Raw genomic sequence first — 17,423 nt, 5'->3', positions numbered from 1 at the left:
AGCCACAGAAAAATGTAGACAGATGAACTCGCCCAACAAGAATCCTCAAGACCGCCCTTCCCCAGCACCAACCCCAGAGCCAACCTCTATTCAGGCTCCGAAGAGCAAATCAACAAGTCCCTGGAAAAGATCAAGCCGGACTGGAACAAGCAGGCAATTAAGTATGCCCGTCACCTCGCCGAACCCCTTGGAACCGATGATCGGGATACGATATACAACACCATGACTGAGGGCGTTGGCTTCACCCACGAACAAGCCGAGTACGGCATCAGCAACATGTAGCCCGCGCCCCCTTTCGCCCCCTCCCATCTCTCCCCTCCACCACTCTCAAAAGTCCAGACTCAAAGGAACTCCAATGGAAACCCCAACCTCGAACCCCTCACCTCAGAAACCTAATCCGTTCGAAGATCCGTCCAACAGGCCACCTGGCGCAGCCCAAGAGGATGCAAAGCAGGCCAATCCCGGCGGCAAGAAACTGGCCCTGATCATCGTCGGCGTGGTCGCTCTGATCGGCATCATCGGTGGCTCCGTCTGGTATTTCACTAGCGGCGACGACAATGAGTCTGGCAACGACCAGCAGCCCGCCGCTACCTCCGAAGACAAGGGCTCCGCCGAAGAATCCAACTCCAAAACCGACATGACCGCCATGGACGTCAGAGGTGACAACAACGGCGGGACTAACGCCCCGAATGGCAACCCAGCGGACTCCCCATCGGACTCCTCAGCGGACTCCCCGACCAGCACCCCCAACGCATCTGGCGCGCCTGCACTGCCCGACCTTTCCGACCCTTCAAAGCCCAAGACCCAAGATGGTGCAAACAAGGCAGCCGCAACCGCCTACAACGTTTTCAAACTGTCCGAGAAAGGCATCCACGACAATCTGAAGATCCAGGGCTACTCCGAGGATCAGATCAACAAAGCCATCGAAAAGCTAAACCCCGATTGGAATAAGCAGGCCGTGGACATGGCCCGCCAACTCTCCAAGGGCGACTCACCGATGCCCAAGAATCAGCTCAAGGACATGCTCACTAGGAACCTTGGCTTCACCGACGAGCAGGCCCAGTACGCCCTGGACAACATGTAGCCCACACCCCACCCCTAACCTGAGAATTAACCCAGGAAAGGGGTGGCTTTTCTTATCGTGTAGGTAGATTCGCCGACGGTTATTTAGTCTTTACGGAGTGTGCACAGAGCAAGCCTGCTCTGCCCTCCACTTTTGACAGACGACAAGGACTAGGCCAATGACCGCTCCCCAACCCGCTCCCTACGGCGATTCCTACGGTTACCCCTCCAGTGGTCCGGCACCTCAACAGTCGGACAACAAAGGAATGGGCAAGGGCAAGGTTGTGCTCATCTTCATCTTGGGCGTCGTCGGCACGCTTGTAGCGCTGGGCATCATCGGAACCATTTGGGGTGAGGAGGACTCGAGTGACAATGCATCCTCTTCCTCCAGCAGCGTTGTCACCGTGACCGAAACCGCACCGTCTGAAACCAGCGATAGTCCCAACCCAACCTCTCCGGAAGAAAATGCCACAGAAAGCACCGGCCAGGTTGCTGAGGTACAGAACTCTGACTCCGAGGAAGTAGAAGAACCAGCCGGTGATTCCAACGCTGCGGACGGCAATGCAACTCGCGAGCAGCGCAACGCGCTGCGCTCTGCCAACAACTACCTCAATCTGATGGCATTCTCAGACCCGGGGCTCCGTAAGCAACTCGACTATGAAGGTTTCCCGGCCGATGCCATCGAATACGCCATGCAGAACATCACGGTCGATTGGAACGCTCAGGCTGTCAAAATGGCTCAGCAATACGACCAGTCCGGCCTAGCAATGTCTAACGACGGACTCTACGACCAGCTAATCTACGAGGGCTTTACCCCAGAGCAGGCCCAGTACGGCGTGGACAACATGTAGTCCCCTGCCCCTGCACCCCTGCCCCCCTGCACCGCTACCCCCGCCAGCGCTTACCGAACCAGCCTCTTCACGGCCTGGGATACCTCCGCCAGTTTTTCCTCGGCTTCCTCTCCCCCGGCCTCCGCGGCGTGCCGCACGCAGTGGTTCATGTGGTCGTCCAACAACCCCAGCGCCACGCCCTTCAGCGCAGACTGCAGCGCACTGACCTGCGTGAGGATGTCGATGCAATATTGCTCCTCATCCACCATCCGCTGCAGCCCGCGCACCTGCCCCTCGATCCGCTTCAGCCGCGCCAGGTAGCGCTCCTTGTCACTCAAGTACCCGTGCATTATTTGAATCCTTTCAACCGCAGGCTGTTGCTCACCACAAACACACTAGATAACGCCATCGCCGCCCCAGCCAGCATCGGGTTCAGCAGCCCGAATGCGGCCAGCGGGATCGCCGCCACGTTGTAAGCAAATGCCCAAAACAGGTTCGCTTTGATCGTCCGCAGCGTCTTGCGCGCCAGCCGCAGCGCATCCGCCACCGCCAGCAGGTCGTCGCGCATCACGGTGATGTCCGCCGCCTCGATCGCCGCGTCCGTGCCCGACCCCATCGCGATGCCCAGATCCGCGCTCGCCAGCGCCGCCGCGTCGTTCACACCGTCACCAACCATCGCCACGTTCTCTAGGGAGCGGATGTGCGCCACCTTATCCTCCGGCATCACCCCGGCGATCACCTCATCAATGCCCACCTCGCGCGCCACGGCGTCCGCCACCTGCTGATTATCACCGGTCAGCAGCACGGTCTTCAGCCCCATCTCATGCAGCTTCCGCACGGCCTCCGCGCTGGTGGGGCGCACCGTATCGGCCACGCTGATGGTGCCGATCGCCCGCCCATCCGCGCTCACGCTGACTGTGGTTGCCTTATTTCTGGACGCCCCCTCATCCCCCCGACCAACCCGAATCACCTGGCCTTCGGCGGTTCCCTCCACGCCGTGTCCAGGCAGATTCCTAAAGCCGGTAACTTCCGGCAGGTCGCCGAACTCCGCCCGCCCGGCCTCTGCAATGGCTCGGCCGATGGGGTGCTCCGAGTACGCCTCGACCGCCGACGCGGCGCGCAGCACCTCAGCGCGGTTGCCGCCTGTCGGGGTCACGTCGACGACCCGCATGGTGCCCGTCGTCACCGTGCCGGTCTTATCCATCACCACGGTGGTGATGGCGTGCGCGCCCTCTAAAACCTCGGGTCCGCGGATTAGAATGCCCTGCTCGGCCCCGCGACCCGTGCCGACAAGCAGGGCTGTGGGCGTCGCTAAACCAAGGGCGCAGGGGCACGCGATGATCAGCACCGCGACCGCATTGCTAAAGCCCGCGAACAGCAAAGTGACCAGCGCGATCGCGATGACGACCGGAACGAAAATGCCGGAGACCTTGTCGGCCAGGCGCTGGACGTCGGCCTTGCCGGACTGGGCCTCGTCGATCAGCTTCGCCATCTGCGCGAGCTTCGTCTGCTCGCCGACGCGCGTGGCCTCCACGACCAGGCGGCCGGAGGTGTTGATGGTCGCTCCCGTGACCTCGTCGCCGGGACCGACGTCGACGGGCACGGACTCGCCGGTGAGCATCGACTGGTCAACCGCGGACAGGCCATCCACGATGCGGCCGTCCGTGGCGATCTTTTCGCCAGGTCGAGCCAGGAAGTGGTCGCCGATCTGCAGCTGCTCGATGGGTAGCAACGTTTCCCCGCCATCTCGCAGCACCGTGACCTGCTTGGCGCCCAGGTCAGTCAGCGCGCGGATGGCATCCCCGGCGCGCTGCTTCGCGCGCTTCTCGAAGTACCGGCCCGCCAGCACGAACGTCACCACTCCCGCGGCAACCTCGAAGTAGATGTCCCCCATCGGGTCGCCTGCGTGGTTCAGGATGGACCAGCCGTGGCGCATGCCGGGCTCGCCCGCGTGGCCAAAGAAAAGGGCGTACAGCGACCACAAATAAGCCGCTGAGGTGCCGACGGTGATGAGGGTATCCATCGTCGCCGCGCCGTGCTTCAGGTTCACCCACGTGGTCTTGTGGAACGGCCAACCCGCCCACAGAATCACCGGGGTCGCCAGGGCGAAGCTGATCCACTGCCAGTAATCGAACTGCAGCGGCGGGATCATCGCCAGCAGGATCACCGGGGTGGCCAGCGCGACGGCAAGCACCAGGCGGCGCTTCAGGCCGCGCAGCTCCTTGGCTGTGGGGTCGACGCCGGCGGGCTTCTCCGGCTTTGGCACGCTGCCGCCGTAGCCGAGCTTCTCCACGATCGCGATGTACGCGTCCGCGTCGGTGGCCGCCCCCTCCCTCGTTTCGATGTGCGCCTTCTCGGTGGCGTAGTTGACGGTGGCGGTCACACCCTCCTGCTTGTTCAGTTTCTTTTCGATACGGTTCGCACAGGAAGCGCAGGTCATTCCTGTGATGTCGAGATCTATTACAGCCATGCCCCCAGCATACCCCTAGGGGGTATTAGTAGCCGCGCTCGATGTACTCCTCGATGCGCGCTGCCTCGGCACCCACCGTCGTGGAATCGCCGTGGCCGGGGTACACCTCCATGTCGTGTGGCAGCTTAAACACCTTCGACTGCAGCGACTCGATGATCGTAGGGAAGCTAGAGTACTTCCGTCCCGTCGCACCCGGGCCGCCATTGAACAGCGTGTCGCCAGACAGCAGCGCGTTCTGCGTTGGCACCTCCACCACGATGCAACCCGGCGAGTGGCCCGGCGTGTGGTACAGCTTCACACCCCAGTCGGCCCACCGCGGATCCTCCACGTCAATCGGGCTGAACGGTGCATCGCCGTTGGATTCCTCCCACAGCATCCGATCGTCCGGGTGCAGGTAGACCTCCACTCCCCACTTCTGCGCCAGCTCCGGGGCCAGCTCACAGTGATCGTTGTGCGCGTGGGTCAGCAGGATAGCCTCCACGGTGCGATCCCCCACGTGGTCGATAACCTTCTGCGCATCGTGCGCCGGGTCCACCACGATGCAGCGATCCCCTTCGGCCAGCAGGTAGACGTTGTTATCCACGTCCCACTCGCCGCCATCCAGCCGGAACTTGCCGGAGGTCTCAAACTGCTCGATCTGCGGGTTGTCAAACTTGTGCTCGCTCATGCTTCCTCTCTACCTGCCTCTTTACCTTCCGGGTCTACGCCCTCGCCTGCTTACTTAAACTCCACCACGGAGCGCAGGACCTCGCCCTGCTTCATCTTCTCGAAAGCGGCTTCCACCGCGTCGATGCCGATGCGCTCATCCACGAAGCGATCCAGCGGGAAGCGGCCCTCCTGGTACAGGTCCACGTACATCGGGAAGTCCCGCTCCGGCAGGCAATCGCCGTACCAGGAGGACTTCAGCGCACCGCCGTGGCTGAACACGTCCAGCAGCGGCATCTCCAGGGTCATCTCCGGGGTCGGCACGCCCACCAGCACCACGCGGCCAGCCAGGTCACGCAGGTAAAATGCCTGCTTGAAGGTCTGGGGCAGGCCCACGGCGTCCACAACTACATCCACGCCGAATCCACCGTTGATCTCCTGAACCTTCGCCACCAGCTCTTCATCCGAAAGCTCGGAGCTGTTGATCGTGTGGGTTGCGCCGAACTCCTCCTTGGCGCGGGAGAGCTTGGCGTCCGAAACATCGATAGCAATGATCTTCGTCGCACCGGCAACGGCCGCACCCGCGATGGCGGCCATGCCCACGCCACCTACGCCGATGACGGCGATGGACTCGCCGCGCTTGACCTCACCGGTGTTCACGGCGGCGCCGAGACCGGCCATGACGCCACATCCCAGCAGACCCGCGACCGCAGGGTCGGCATCCGGGTTCACCTTGGTGCACTGTCCTTCGTGGACCAGGGTCTTTTCCGCGAAAGCGCCGATGCCCAGAGCGGCTTCCAGCTCCGTGCCGTCGGTGAGGGTCATCTTCTTCGACGCATTGTGCGTATCGAAGCAGTACTTCGGCTCGCCCTTCTTGCAGGCGCGACACTGGCCACACACGGCGCGCCAGTTCAGCACCACATAGTCGCCGACCTCCACGTGGGTCACGCGGTCGCCGATCTGCTCGACCACACCGGCGGCCTCGTGGCCCAGCAAAAACGGGTAATCGTCCGTGATGCCGCCGTCGCGGTAGGCCAGGTCGGTGTGGCACACGCCGCAGGCCTGGATGCGGACGATCACGTCGTTGTCACCCGGATCAGGGATGACGATGTCGGTCAGCTCGACGGGTTCGTTCTTCGCACGAGAAATTACGGCTTTCACAGTTGTAGTCATGTCACCCATTGTAGGAGCGACTCGGACAGGCGGCAGCGGGCGCCGAATCACCCGCCTGTTCCGTGCTCTGTTCTGTGCCGTCGGGGGCTTCGCGTAGGATTGGGGCACCAACGGCATTAATGCAGCAACTAAAGCCAAAAACCAAGGAGCCACCATGATTCAGCTCGTCGTCGGAGCCGCCGCGGGTTACCTGATGGGTACGAAGGCCGGCCGCCGTCGCTACGAACAGATCCGCCGCGGCTACCAGTCCGCAGTGAACTCGGACATCACGAAGGCCGTTGTACGTTCCGGCCGCAAGGCACTGGCCAACCGCCTGGATCCGGAGCCGCGCATGCACGAGGTGCGCGACCTGAACCGCTCCACCCGTAATTCGCTGGGCGAGGGCCAGACCATCGTCGAGGCCGATGACCTGCACCCGAACGACAAGATCGACCAGATCGACCAGCCGAAGAATCCTTTTAAGAAGAAGCGCTAACGCGTAAAGTCGCCGAAGTCCGCCGCGCGCTCCTGCAGCGAGCGCCGGTATTTCTCCAGCGCAATCACATCCGCAAATAGCGCGTTATACTCCTCCTTTTGCAGGTCGGGGCGCATGCGCTGCATACGGGACTTCATGTCCGCAATCTCGTTGCCCACCCAGCGTTCCTGCATCCGCGCCATGATCGCATCCGCGTAGTATGGCAGCCGCTCCTGCGGGCAGTGCAGGTCTTCCACCGCCAGCTCGGAGACGACCGCGGCCCCCATCGGATCCTTCATCTGCGTCGCGATCTTCTCGATCCATCCGGGCCCGCCGTTGCTGTTCGCCGCCCCTCCTAAGGACGCCACAGCCTCAGCCATCGCCACGTATGTCGGATGCACGAAGCTCTCCGGGGGCATGAGGTCGAAGATGGTGGAGGCCAGCTGCGGTTCCTGCAAGGCCAGCTTCATGACCTCGCGGGGGCCTTCCAGGAAGTCGTCGTTCGGGTTGGGGCGCTCCATGCCCTTGACCACGTGCAGCCCGGGCGCGCCCACGCCGCCAGAACCAGTGCCGCCAGTGGCTCCCGCACCAGCACCGCCGCCAGCACCCGCACCAGCACCGCCGACAGCACCGACACCACCACCGGTTTTCAACTCCAACCTCGGCCGCTGCGCGCCGGACTTCCGCGCCTCCTTTCGCACCTGATCCAGCACGTCGTTGGGGTTATCCCACCCCACCCAGCCCGCGGCCTGGCGGGCGTATTCGTCCCGCAGCGCCTCGTCTTTGATCCCCGCCAGCACCGGCACAATGCGCCGTAGGGCGTGCACGCGCCCGTCAATGCTGGCCGTATCGTAGTCGGCGATCAGGGTGCGGATCACAAACTCGAACATCGGAATGCGGGAGGCCACCAGCTCGCGCACCGCCGCATCGCCGCGCTTGATGCGCACGTCACACGGGTCCTGCCCGCCCGGCGCGACCGTCACATAGCTCCGCCCGGCGAACTGCTGGTCGCCCTCAAAGGCACGCATGGCCGCCTTCTGCCCGGCCTCGTCGCCGTCGAAGGTGTAGATGATCTCGCCCCGGAAGAACTGGTCGTCCAGCATGAACCGCCGCAGTGCCGCCAGGTGCTCCCCGCCGAAGGCCGTGCCACAGGCAGCCACCGCCGTATCCACCCCGGCAGCGTGCATGGCCATCACGTCGGTGTACCCCTCCACCACCACGGCCTGGTGCTTAGAGACAATGTTCCGCTTCGCCTGATCAATGCCGAAAAGCACCTTCGACTTCTTGTACAGCATCGTCTCCGGCGTATTCAGGTATTTGCCCAGCTTGTCATCGTCGAAAAGCTTACGGGCGCCAAAGCCAATCACATCACCACTGACCGAACGGATCGGCCACAAAAGGCGGCGGTGGAACCGATCGATCGGGCCGCGCTTACCCATGCGGCCCAGGCCCGCTGCCTCGATTTCCTTGAACGTAAAGCCCTTCTGCTGCAAGTGCTTCGTCAGCCGATCCCATCCTGCCGGTGCATACCCGCAGCCGAACTGCTCGGCGTGTTCCATGGTGAAGCCGCGTTCGATAAGGAAGTTGCGGGCGACGGCCGCGCCTTCGGCGTCACCAAGAAATTCCTTGCGGTAGAACTCAAAGGCCGCCTTGTTCGCGGCGACCAACCTGCGCCGCGTGCCGGGCTCCTCCCGCTTGCCGGGACCGCCGCCCTCGTAGTTGATGCGGTAGCCGATGCGCTCGGCGCAGGCCTCCACGGCCTCGGGGAAAGACATGTGTTCCATCAGCATGAGGAACTTGAAAACGTCGCCGCCCTGGTCCGTGGAGAAGCAGTGGAAGTAGCCGTGGTTCGGGCGCACGTGGAACGAGGGGGTCTTTTCGTCCTTGAACGGGCTAAGTCCCTTCATGGAATCGACGCCACCCGGTTTGAGCTGCACATAATCCCCCACTACTTCTTCGATGGGGGTCTGCTCTCGAATTGCTTCGATGTCCCGCTCCGGAATCCTGCCCTTAGCCATAGCCACATGCTAGTACAACCCCCGGACAGCCTGGATCGGGCAGCATTCCGGTGCCGGAAAGCTATTTTTCTTAAACAACACATCACGGCTATTCGTGGCGCTAACGTGTTCAAAATAGGATCTACGTCACACCAATGGAAGAGGGATGGTTGACTACCATGTCTAGCTCGCAGACTGACTCACAGAACGCCTCACAGACCAACAACCACTATGACGTGCTGATTATCGGCTCTGGTTTCGGCGGATCCACCACCGCTCTGCGCCTGGTGGAGAAGGGCTACAACGTCGGCATCCTCGAAGCCGGCCGCCGCTTCAAGGACGAGGAATTCGCCAAGAACTCCTGGCACCTGAAGGACTTCCTGTGGATGCCGCACCTGGGCCTGTACGGAATCCAGCGCATCCACCTGCTCAAAGACGTGATGATCCTCGCCGGCGCGGGCGTGGGCGGCGGCTCGCTGAACTACGCGAACACGCTCTACCAGCCGGGCGAGGCCTACTTCAACGACAAGCAGTGGAACACGATCACCGACTGGGAAGACGAGCTCACCCCCTACTACAAACAGGCGCAGAAGATGCTCGGCGTGGTGGAGAACCCCACCATGACCCCCGCCGACGTCTACTCCAAGAAGGTTGCCGAGGAAATGGGCGTGGGCGACACATTCCGCATGGCACCCGTCGGTGTTTTCTTTGGAGAAAAGGTCGGGCTCGAAGGTAAGCCGTGTGAGACTGTTCCGGATCCATACTTCGGTGGCGTCGGTCCCGACCGAACCGCCTGCCACGAGTGCGGCGAATGCATGACCGGCTGCCGCCACGGCGCGAAGAACACCCTGCTGAAGAACTACCTGTACCTGGCCGAGAAGGGCGGGGCGAAGGTCCACGACCGCACCACAGTCACCGACATCACCTTCGATGGCACCACCTGGACGGTGCAGGCGAAGCAGACCGGGCCGATCACCAAGCGCAACCCCAAGACCAGCACCTTCACCGCCGATAACCTGGTCGTCGCCGCAGGCACCTGGGGCACCCAGAACCTGCTGCACCGCCAGAAGGCCAACGGCAACCTGCCGAAGCTCTCGGACAAGCTGGGGCACCTGACGCGAACGAACTCCGAGGCATTGCTGGGTGCGAACCGTTCGACCTACTCCCCCGACATGGATTTCTCCGAGGGCGTGGCCATCACCTCCTCCTATTTCCCAGCCCCGGATACGCACATCGAGCCGGTGCGCTACGGCAAGGGCTCCAACGCGATGGGCCTGCTGCAGACCCTGATGACAGACGGCGATAAGCTGCAACCCCGCTTCCTGGAATTCCTCAAGCAGGTGGTTTTGCAGTACAAGGCCATCCCCCGCCTGCTCAACCTGAGCAAATGGTCGCAGCGCACCGTCATCAACCTGGTGATGCAGACCAGGGACAACTCGCTGCGCACCTTCCTGCGCAAGGTCGGCCCGTTCAACATGCTGAGCTCCGAGCAGGGCACCGGCGAGCCGAACCCCACCTGGATCCCCGAGGGCAACGCCGCCACCCGCATCCTGGCGAAGATGCTGCCGAAGGGCATCGCCGGCGGCGTGTGGTCGGAGGTCTTCAACATCCCGCTGACCGCTCACTTCCTGGGCGGCTGCGTCATTGGCTCCTCCCCCGAGCACGGCGTGGTGGATCCCTACCACCGTGCGTGGGGCTACCCCAGTCTGTTCATCACCGACGGTTCTGCCATCACCGCGAACCCGGGAGTGAACCCGTCGCTGTCCATCACCGCCAATGCCGAGCGCGCCGCCGCCATGTGGCCGAACAAGGGTGAGGCCGACCCGCGCCCACCGCAGTCCGAAGGCTACCGCCGCATCGACCCTGTACAACCGAACAACCCGATGGTTCCGGACGACGCACCGGCCGCCCTCCGCCTGCCACTGCGCGTGCTCTAGACTCTTCCCTATGTCTCAGGGAAGTCTGCAGAGTCTCGTACCCAAGAAGTGGGCCAAATATGCCACGCCGATTGTCGGCGCGGCGGTCGTCGCGGCCGGTTGGTTCGGCCTGCATGACGACGGAAACGAGGGTGGTGCTTCCGGTGTTTCTAGTAATGACGCCGACACCTGCGCCGTTGACACCCTCCCGCCGGAAGCCAAGAAGCAGATCGACGACATTTTGCAGGACGCTCCGCCGGACGACGGGGAAGCCGACGGCAAGCACTTCGGCAACTACGAGGGCCTGCTGCCGAAGGAAAAGGGCAGCTACTACCGCGAATACACCGTGAAGACCCCGGGGGTTAACCACCGGGGTGCGCGCCGCATCGTCGTCGGCGGTGGTACCAAGACGGATCCGGAGGTGTGGTACTACACCTCCGACCACTTCGAGAGCTTCTGCTCCATCCCGGACGCGGAAGATTAGCGGGCTTGCGCTGACTCGCACCGCATTGTGCCCAGAGTGAGCGGCAGTGCGCAGCGTGAGCGGCAGCGCGCAGCCAGGCCCGGGCGGCGCGCAGCGTGAGCGGCAGCGCGCCGCTAGGCCCAGGCGGCGCTGATCCCGCTGGCGCGCTTGTCCAGCCGCTCCAACCTGGATTCCGTTAGCGAGGCCACCTGGTCGATAACTACCCGGCGTGCTTCGCGGTCGGAGGCTGCGGCGTCAAACCACGAAGAAAACATGGGGTCCAGTGCGCCCGAGCCGCCGCGCCACAGGTAGTCCGTGACGCGAAAGATGCGCTCGCGCTGACGCTGCTGATTGGCCAGGTGGCGGGCCTCGTCCATCACGTAAAGGACGGCGACGGACTTCAACAGCGTGACCTCCGCCTGGACGGGTTCGGGGATAACCAGGTCGGCGGCGTAGCGGCCTAGTGCCTCCTCGCCGAACTGCTGGCGGGTTCCGGTGACCGCGGCGGTGACGAAGCGGGAAACCAACTCGGACGTCATAGCCTTCAGCGCCGCGAGGTCCTGCATGGAACCCCCGAAATCCGCCGCGCGGGAAACCAGCGCCATGCCGCGCAGGCGGTCGGCTGCCTCCAAGAGTTCCTCCGGGGTGCCGCCGAACACGCGGGCGCCCTTCTCGGCCAACGCGGCCAGCTCCACCAGGTCCCACAGCACGCCAAAGTCGATGCGGCCGGAAAGGATCCCGTCCTCCACGTCGTGCACCGAGTACGCGACGTCGTCGGACCAGTCCATGATCTGCGCCTCCAGGCACTTCCGCCCCTCCGGTGCGCCTTCGCGGATCCACTCGAGGGTCTCCACGTCCTCGGCATAAGCGGAATACTTGGCACGCTTGTTGCCCTGTTCGTCGACGGGCCCCCACGGGTACTTGCAGGCCGCGTCCAGGCTGGCGCGCGTGAGGTTCAGGCCGTAGGAGACCGGCGCTGTGCCGGCTGTGCCGGCAGTGCCCGTTGTGCCTGCAGCATCCGCCAACACCTTCGGCTCCAACCGCGCAAGAATGCGCAGCGTCTGCGCGTTGCCCTCGAAGCCCCCACAGTCGGCGGCAGCCTCGTCCAAGGCGCGCTCGCCGTTGTGACCATACGGTGGGTGGCCAATGTCGTGACTCAGCCCCGCCAGCTCCGTGAGGTCCGGATCAGCGCCCAACGTCTTGCCGATCCCGCGGGCGATCTGCGCAACCTCCAGCGAGTGCGTCAGCCGCGTGCGCGGCGTATCCCCCGACCCCGGCCCCACGACCTGCGTCTTATCCGCCAGCCGCCGCAGCGCCGCGGAGTGCAGCACGCGCGCCCGGTCGCGGTCGAAACTATCCCGACCGTCGACTACTGCCCCGGGCAACCCCAGAGTCTTCGGCCGGTCCGGCAACCTCCGCTGCTGGTCGTGTTCGCTATACGGGTAACGCATGTCTTCTTTCTTACTTCTCTACTGCCTGGTAGTACAGCATGCCGAAGGTCTCGTGCAGGATCGAATTTACCTGCGACTTTCGGGTAAACACCGACGGCCCCTGGCGCGTCGGGCTCGCCCACGCCTGCATCCCCTGGTCGCGCACCATCCGCGTGGCCCGCAGCGAATGCGCCGGATCCGTCACCACCACGGACGTCTGCCAGCCATGGTCCTGCGCCACCTGGGCAAAAGCCTTCGCGGAATCCAGCGTATCCGTTCCTTCCTCCACTGAGACGACCGCGGACTCCGGGATGTCGAAGTTCTCCACCAGGTAGTTCTTCCCCGACGCAGCCTCGGTGTATTCGTCGCCCGCAGCCTTCCCACCGACAGTGACGATCGTCGGCGCCACCCCCTGCTTGTACAGCTCCGCCGCATGGTTCAACCTTGAGGCGAACCAATTCGACGGGTTGCCTGCATACTGCGCCGCGCCTAGCACAAAGATCGTATCCGCCGCGCGCCTATCGTCCGCCCGGGCGAAATGCCAGATCTGGAACGCGGTCACACCGAACACACCCACCGCCACCAAGACGAGGGTTAACAGCGCAACGAAGACATACTTCACCGCGCGCTTCACCGGATGCCGTGCAACTGCCATGCGCAAAACCATACGCGGTCTCCCCCACTTTTTTCGTTAAGGTGGGCTGTATGAAACCGACTTTTTCCCCTACCCGCTTCCTGGCGATCCTGGCTGCCGGCGCCGTTCTCGGATTCGGCTCTTTTCTTATTGACGCCCCCTCGGCCTCAGCAGCCACCGCCACCAGCGAGGTGAAACTTACATCCCAGCTGGTTGACGAGTCCGGGGTGTTGTCTGAGCAGGAAAAAGCGGACATTACGGCGTCATTAAAAGAAGCAACGAAGGAATCCGGCAAGAAGCTCTACATCGTCTTCGTCCCGACCGCACCAGGCGACATTAAAGCGCTGGCCGAGCAGCTGCGCGAACAAGACGGCACCGAGAACGTGATCGTGCTGGCCGTGGCAACCGAAACGCGGCAGATCGGATATGCCGCGGGGGCGAAGGTGGAAACCAGCGAGGCGGAGAAGCTGCAGAACGCGGCGCGGGAGCACTTCGCCGACGACGACTGGGCCGGAGGCGCGCGGGCCGCAGCGGACAAGCTGGCTGGCAAGACCTCCACGGCAACAAAGGTGTGGATCGGCGCGGGAGCTGCAGGAGTGATCGGCGCCGGGGTGGGCGCGGCAGTGTGGACTCGCCGGAACCGGAGGAAGACGCACGCGCAGCAGCTGGAAACTGCGCGCTCGATTGAGCCGGGGAACGTCGGCGACCTGTACCAGCAGCCCACCGACGTGCTGCGCGAGCTGGCGGCCGAGGAGCTGACCAGTACCGACGAATCGATCCGCAAGGGCGACGAAGAGCTTTCCGTTGCACGCGGAGAGTTCGGCGAAGAACGCACCCGCGACCTGGCCAAAGCACTGCAGCACAGCCGCAGCACGCTGAACAAGGCGTACAGCATGCACGAGCGGCTGAGCTCTGGACTGGTCACGGCAGAACCGGAGCAGCGCGACCTGCTGATCGAGATCGTTTCTACCTGCGGACAAGCCGATGACAACCTGGACGGGCAGGCCGCCAAGTTTGCCGAGCTGCGCCAGAAACTGATGAACGCGCCCGAGCTGGTGGAAAAGCTACGGCAGACCAGCATCAGCCTGCACAACCGAATTCCGAACGCGCGGGAAATTCTGAGCGATGCGGAGACCCGCGTTGATCCTGCGCTGCTGGATTCCGTGCGCGACAATCCGGACGTGGCCGAGGATGCCCTGACGGAGGCCGAGAAGGCACTGGATACCGCGCGTGGTCTGCTGGACAAGCCGGCCGGGCAGCAGGGCGGACTTATCGATTCCCTGGGCGCCGCGAAGCTGGCGCTACAGCAGGCAGATTCCCAGCTGTTGGCCGTGGAGCGTGCGGAAGAACACCTGCGTGCAGCGCAGAACAACCTGCCGGCGCTAATTGCTGAGGTTGAAGGCGAGATCTCCGAGGCCGCGGAACTGTCAAAGACCGGCGCGGACCTGGACCGAGACGACTTGCAGGCAGCTGTGGACCAGGCGCACAAGGCACTGGACAGGGCGCGGGCTGAGGGTTCAACGGATCCGCTGGGCTGTTACTCCGAGCTGCTGGAGGCCGATGGCGCGCTGGATGTGGAGCTGGACGAGGCGCGTGGCATCGCCAACGACTACGCCCGGACGGTCAACATGGTGGACCGCATCATGGAGGATGCGACCCAGCGGTTGGAGGCCGTGGAAGGGCTGATCCGGAACCGCCGGAAGATCATTGGCGTGGATGCGCGTACTTCTGCGCAGGCGGCGCGTTCTGCACTGAACGAGGCGGAACGGCTGCGCGCGGAGGATCCGAAGCAGGCGCTGCGGTCGGCACAGCGCGCTAACCAGTTGGCGAAGCAAGCCACGGCGGAGGCTCGCAAGGACATTAACGACTTCAACAACCGTGGCGGTGGCTTCACCGGCAGCAACTTCGGAGGTTACCGCGGTGGCGGCAGCGGCAGCTTTGTCTCTGGCGTGGTGCTGGGCTCGCTGCTGAGCGGCAACGGCGGCTTCGGCGGCTTCGGGGGTGGCGGTTTTGGTGGCGGCTTCGGCGGCGGGGGCTTTGGTGGCGGCGACTTCGGTGGTAGCGGCTCTTCCAGCTTCTAGCTGGCTGCGCCCCCGCTTCCGGCTGCCTGCCCCAGTTTCCAGCTTCCCCATAAGACTATTTGCACCCCACCAACCCTCTCAGCGACATTCCATCATGCACGCCGCCAAGCCGCGGCAGCTAAATGTCGCTAGAACGGGATTATGTTATTGCAAACATTTTTCAGCTACACATAACCGCAGGTCAGCGGTCTGCGAGTTTTCCCGAGCCAAGTGCCGCTCCTACAGATTCCCGTTCTAGCGACATTCGACCACTTTCCGTCCCCCTCCACGCCCCCTCCACGCCCCCTCCCACGCCCCCGTTGAAGGCTCCAAAAAGATCGGCATCACCGACCGAGGTGCCCACCAAACCCGCAAATGTCGGAAAAGTTGCAAAACCTTAGTGACGATACTTTCCAACTACATAAACGCGCAGGTCAAAGCGTTAGCTAATATGAAGCCTTGTGCAAAATATACGACAACTACAACTTTTCCGACATTTAGCGCCCCACAATCACGGAAATCACGCAGCCCCAACGGCAAAAAGCGCCCACCCCGAAGGGCGAGCGCTTCAGCAGTAGCCAGCCAACCAGCTTTGACCGACCTAAACCATGCGTAAGCCTGACTTAGAAAACTACGCGCAGGACAGAGACTGTACCGCCGGCGATAATTGCAGCGGCCGGCAGGGTGATAACCCAAGCCAGGGCGATGGGCTTCATCAGGCCCCAGTTGGCGTCCTTGTTAATAAGGCCAACGCCCAACACAGCGCCAATCAGAATGTGAGTAGAAGAAACCGGCAGCCCCAGCACGGATGCGCCCATAACCACGGCCGCTGCGGACAGCTCGGCAGCAAAGCCAGAGGCCGGGTGCATCTTCGTCAGGCCGGAGCCCACGGTGCGGATCACGAAGCGGCCAATGAACCACAGGCCGGAGATCAGGGCAACACCCATGGCAACCATGACGGGCAGCGCCACGCTGGATTCCTCAGAAATGCTGTTAGTCTTCAGCACGTCCAGCACTGCCACGAACGGTCCAAGCGCGTTAGCGATGTCGTTGGATCCGTGGCTGAATGCGAAGGCAGATGCGGTGAACACCTGCATCCAGCTGAACAGCAGGAAGGTGGAGCGACTCAGAGCATGCTTCTTCAGAGTGCGGGAGAAGATGTAGACAGCCATCCAGACAACAGCTGCAACCATGCCCATGATCAAGAAGTTGCCCAGGCTGGACAGCTCCAGGTTCATGTTCTTCAGACCCTTGAACAGCAGCATCGCGGAGATAATGATGGAACCACCAGCAGCCAGCAGCGGCACCCAGGTATCCAGAGCGTGGTGAGCCTCAACATCCTCAACGGACTTGTTAATGCGGTGCAGCTTCTTGTAGTAATCGGATTCCAGGTCTTCCTCAGAGAAGCTGTCCTCGCGCATCGTGGTCGAGTCGCGGATCATCGAGTCGGTCATGGCCAGCTGCTCTTCCTCGCTGAGCTGTCCGAAGGCGATCTTGTGCTGAATATTCAGCTCCTTCTTTTCCTTCTTAATCGCCTCAAGGCGCTCTTCAGCCAGCTCGTTATAGACCAGAATTCCGCGCTTAATTGCGCCGTATAGCAAGTATGCAACCACACCGCCCAGCGCCGGGGACAGAACCCAGGAGATCGCGATCTTGCCAACCGCGCCCCACTGAACCATGGACCAGCCGCCGGTACCGGTAACGAAACCAACGGTCAGCGCCGCACCGACGATACCGCCGACGATGGAGTGCGTAGTGGACACCGGCCAACCCATGCGGGTGGCGACAAGCAGCCAGACGGCTGCGCCCAGCAGGGAGGCCATCATGATGTATGCGAAGTTCATCGGCTCTAGGCCATCGATGGCATCCAGGTCGACAATGCCGGAACGGACAGTGTCCGTAACCTCGCCACCAGCCAGGACAGCACCGGAGACTTCGAAGATCGCGGCGACCACCAGGGCCTGCTTCATGCTCAGCGTGCCGGCACCAACGGAGGTACCGAAGGAGTTCGCAACGTCGTTACCACCGATATTGAACGCCATAAACACGGCAAAAATGATGGTAGTCAACAGCACGACTACGCTGGCGTTTTCGCCAACGTAGTCGTGTGCCCAGAGACTAAAAGTCACCAGGGTCACGGCCAGAAGTCCACCGAAGAACAGGTGCCACCAAGTATTATTTCCGTCCTCAGGGGTGGGGGTTATACCCTGGGCCGACGCAGGCGCGGCCGTATCGGTTGTCGCCGACAAGATTCCTCCAAAAGTCAAGATCTCAGACGAGGAATACCTT

At 62.9% G+C, this 17,423-nt stretch carries 15 protein-coding genes; 7 read left to right on the top strand and 8 right to left on the bottom strand.

Features of this window, described 5'->3' with window-relative positions:
• Positions 1-108: 108 nt before the first annotated feature.
• The 3 genes from CRD15_RS10180 (at position 109) to CRD15_RS00415 (ending at position 1,913) form a co-directional block, all read left to right on the top strand.
• Positions 109-282, top strand: coding sequence for an Ltp family lipoprotein (locus CRD15_RS10180; protein ID WP_155270820.1), 174 nt, complete (start codon positions 109-111; stop codon positions 280-282).
• Between the two features lie 73 nt (positions 283-355).
• Positions 356-1,084, top strand: coding sequence for an Ltp family lipoprotein (locus CRD15_RS00420; RefSeq protein WP_187401639.1), 729 nt, complete (start codon positions 356-358; stop codon positions 1,082-1,084).
• Between the two features lie 157 nt (positions 1,085-1,241).
• The gene (locus CRD15_RS00415) at positions 1,242-1,913 is read left to right on the top strand and encodes an Ltp family lipoprotein (protein ID WP_080716089.1); all 672 of its coding nucleotides are present in this window, start codon (positions 1,242-1,244) and stop codon (positions 1,911-1,913) included.
• 50 nt (positions 1,914-1,963) lie between these two features.
• Here the strand turns inward: CRD15_RS00415 and CRD15_RS00410 are convergent, their stop codons facing one another.
• Genes CRD15_RS00410 through CRD15_RS00395 form a run of 4 tightly spaced genes read right to left on the bottom strand, consistent with a single transcriptional unit; the run spans position 1,964 to position 6,180 of the window.
• Positions 1,964-2,242: a metal-sensitive transcriptional regulator gene (locus CRD15_RS00410; protein WP_034967151.1), complete on the bottom strand. Its 279-nt coding sequence runs from the start codon at positions 2,240-2,242 to the stop codon at positions 1,964-1,966.
• Positions 2,242-4,362: a cation-translocating P-type ATPase gene (locus CRD15_RS00405; RefSeq protein WP_187401638.1), complete on the bottom strand. Its 2,121-nt coding sequence runs from the start codon at positions 4,360-4,362 to the stop codon at positions 2,242-2,244. The genes CRD15_RS00410 and CRD15_RS00405 overlap by 1 nt, the downstream gene beginning before the upstream one ends.
• Positions 4,363-4,387: 25 nt before the next feature.
• Entirely contained in the window at positions 4,388-5,029 is a 642-nt protein-coding gene (locus CRD15_RS00400) for an MBL fold metallo-hydrolase (RefSeq protein WP_034973224.1), read from the bottom strand.
• Positions 5,030-5,079: 50 nt separating this feature from the next.
• A complete protein-coding gene (locus tag CRD15_RS00395; RefSeq protein ID WP_187401637.1) occupies positions 5,080-6,180 on the bottom strand; it encodes an S-(hydroxymethyl)mycothiol dehydrogenase in 1,101 nt (366 codons plus the stop codon).
• A gap of 154 nt (positions 6,181-6,334) precedes the next feature.
• Here CRD15_RS00395 and CRD15_RS00390 point away from each other — a divergent pair, with 154 nt between their 5' ends.
• Positions 6,335-6,655, top strand: a complete 321-nt coding sequence (locus tag CRD15_RS00390; RefSeq protein ID WP_034967143.1) for a hypothetical protein — start codon at positions 6,335-6,337, stop codon at positions 6,653-6,655.
• Here CRD15_RS00390 and dnaG read toward each other — a convergent pair.
• Positions 6,652-8,652: a DNA primase gene (gene dnaG, locus CRD15_RS00385; protein ID WP_187401636.1), complete on the bottom strand. Its 2,001-nt coding sequence runs from the start codon at positions 8,650-8,652 to the stop codon at positions 6,652-6,654. The genes CRD15_RS00390 and dnaG overlap by 4 nt on opposite strands.
• A gap of 158 nt (positions 8,653-8,810) precedes the next feature.
• On the opposite strand from dnaG, the gene CRD15_RS00380 reads away from it, so the two are divergent.
• Together CRD15_RS00380 and CRD15_RS00375 are read left to right on the top strand one after the other, a co-directional pair.
• A complete protein-coding gene (locus CRD15_RS00380) occupies positions 8,811-10,568 on the top strand; it encodes a GMC oxidoreductase (RefSeq protein WP_051893590.1) in 1,758 nt (585 codons plus the stop codon).
• 10 nt (positions 10,569-10,578) lie between these two features.
• A complete protein-coding gene (locus CRD15_RS00375; RefSeq protein ID WP_034967138.1) occupies positions 10,579-11,031 on the top strand; it encodes a ribonuclease domain-containing protein in 453 nt (150 codons plus the stop codon).
• A 113-nt stretch (positions 11,032-11,144) separates the two neighbouring features.
• On the opposite strand, the gene CRD15_RS00370 is transcribed toward CRD15_RS00375, so the two are convergent.
• The gene (locus CRD15_RS00370) at positions 11,145-12,461 is read right to left on the bottom strand and encodes a deoxyguanosinetriphosphate triphosphohydrolase (RefSeq protein ID WP_187401635.1); all 1,317 of its coding nucleotides are present in this window, start codon (positions 12,459-12,461) and stop codon (positions 11,145-11,147) included.
• A gap of 10 nt (positions 12,462-12,471) precedes the next feature.
• The gene (locus CRD15_RS00365) at positions 12,472-13,095 is read right to left on the bottom strand and encodes a YdcF family protein (protein ID WP_230580464.1); all 624 of its coding nucleotides are present in this window, start codon (positions 13,093-13,095) and stop codon (positions 12,472-12,474) included.
• Positions 13,096-13,145: 50 nt separating this feature from the next.
• Here CRD15_RS00365 and CRD15_RS00360 point away from each other — a divergent pair, with 50 nt between their 5' ends.
• Positions 13,146-15,155 carry a TPM domain-containing protein gene (locus CRD15_RS00360; protein WP_187401634.1) on the top strand — a complete coding sequence of 670 codons (2,010 nt, stop codon included), beginning with the start codon at positions 13,146-13,148 and terminating at the stop codon, positions 15,153-15,155.
• Positions 15,156-15,757: 602 nt separating this feature from the next.
• Here CRD15_RS00360 and CRD15_RS00355 read toward each other — a convergent pair.
• Positions 15,758-17,383, bottom strand: coding sequence for an inorganic phosphate transporter (locus CRD15_RS00355; protein WP_043014903.1), 1,626 nt, complete (start codon positions 17,381-17,383; stop codon positions 15,758-15,760).
• Between the last annotated feature and the right edge of the window lie 40 nt (positions 17,384-17,423).

This window comes from Corynebacterium sp. LK28 (assembly GCF_014335105.1).
GTDB lineage: Bacteria > Actinomycetota > Actinomycetes > Mycobacteriales > Mycobacteriaceae > Corynebacterium > Corynebacterium macclintockiae.
This window is presented reverse-complemented; position numbering and strand designations above follow the sequence as displayed.

Bases quoted from the DNA above. Each gene is read 5' to 3' on its own strand.
- CRD15_RS00420 (WP_187401639.1), top strand. From the start codon at position 356: ATGGAAACCCCAACCTCGAACCCCTCACCTCAGAAACCTAATCCGTTC.
- CRD15_RS00415 (WP_080716089.1), top strand. From the start codon at position 1,242: ATGACCGCTCCCCAACCCGCTCCCTACGGCGATTCCTACGGTTACCCC.
- CRD15_RS00410 (WP_034967151.1), bottom strand. From the start codon at position 2,242: ATGCACGGGTACTTGAGTGACAAGGAGCGCTACCTGGCGCGGCTGAAG.
- CRD15_RS00405 (WP_187401638.1), bottom strand. From the start codon at position 4,362: ATGGCTGTAATAGATCTCGACATCACAGGAATGACCTGCGCTTCCTGT.
- CRD15_RS00400 (WP_034973224.1), bottom strand. From the start codon at position 5,029: ATGAGCGAGCACAAGTTTGACAACCCGCAGATCGAGCAGTTTGAGACC.
- CRD15_RS00395 (WP_187401637.1), bottom strand. From the start codon at position 6,180: ATGACTACAACTGTGAAAGCCGTAATTTCTCGTGCGAAGAACGAACCC.
- CRD15_RS00390 (WP_034967143.1), top strand. From the start codon at position 6,335: ATGATTCAGCTCGTCGTCGGAGCCGCCGCGGGTTACCTGATGGGTACG.
- dnaG (WP_187401636.1), bottom strand. From the start codon at position 8,652: ATGGCTAAGGGCAGGATTCCGGAGCGGGACATCGAAGCAATTCGAGAG.
- CRD15_RS00380 (WP_051893590.1), top strand. From the start codon at position 8,811: ATGTCTAGCTCGCAGACTGACTCACAGAACGCCTCACAGACCAACAAC.
- CRD15_RS00375 (WP_034967138.1), top strand. From the start codon at position 10,579: ATGTCTCAGGGAAGTCTGCAGAGTCTCGTACCCAAGAAGTGGGCCAAA.
- CRD15_RS00370 (WP_187401635.1), bottom strand. From the start codon at position 12,461: ATGCGTTACCCGTATAGCGAACACGACCAGCAGCGGAGGTTGCCGGAC.
- CRD15_RS00365 (WP_230580464.1), bottom strand. From the start codon at position 13,095: ATGGCAGTTGCACGGCATCCGGTGAAGCGCGCGGTGAAGTATGTCTTC.
- CRD15_RS00360 (WP_187401634.1), top strand. From the start codon at position 13,146: ATGAAACCGACTTTTTCCCCTACCCGCTTCCTGGCGATCCTGGCTGCC.